At 37.9% G+C, this 643-nt stretch carries 1 protein-coding gene; it reads right to left on the bottom strand.

The genetic code is table 11. The annotated features are described in order from the left end of the window. Positions 1-330: ParB N-terminal domain-containing protein (locus tag QVP94_RS00080; RefSeq protein WP_502685434.1), on the bottom strand; the 330-nt coding region annotated here is incomplete at its 3' end. Positions 331-643 lie beyond the last annotated feature (313 nt).

The following is a 643-nucleotide window of genomic DNA, read 5'->3' as shown; positions in this document are numbered from 1 at the left end:
CTCTCCTTTGTACAGTTTATCCGGTTCAACCTTTGCATTTTCCTCCAGAAGTCTTAAATGGGCACTATAACGGTGGTTTGCATCCAACAGAACAACATAATCATTTCCGTCCTTGATTTCTTCACCAGTGGTAAAATCAATCACTTTTAAACCGTCTTTAATTGCAGTGGAAGCGTCCACAATGATTGCAGGTACTAACTGACCGTATTCCCTCATTGATTTCATTTTAGCCTTGACTGCCTTTTCATTCAAATCTCTGTTACCAGCCAATCTTGCTACTTTTACTCCTTTTTCATTCAATTCACTCAATGTTAAAATTTCTTTTCTCATAATATATTACCGTTGCCTTACGGATTTATATTGGCTTCTGGCACGCCGTTTTGTTATTTTGATGATGCAAAATTAGGCAGGAATTTAGGGGTGGCAAAGGAATCTACCGAATGCCCATGTGTGTAGAAAACGTGCCCATTCCAGTACGCAAAAAAAATGCGTACCGAAAAGTATAAGCCTTTCAGTACGCATTTCTGCTATATTTTTATGTATGTCGTTTATGAAACTACCATGTAGTTATTAGCTATAACAGACGGGAATTTCTCGTTCTTGTATCTCCTAAGGAGATTGGATAACATTCTGTTCTTGTTGC

The sequence above is a fragment of the Parabacteroides sp. CAG:2 genome, assembly GCF_000436315.1.
Classification (GTDB): Bacteria; Bacteroidota; Bacteroidia; order Bacteroidales; family Tannerellaceae; genus Parabacteroides; species Parabacteroides distasonis.
This window is presented reverse-complemented; position numbering and strand designations above follow the sequence as displayed.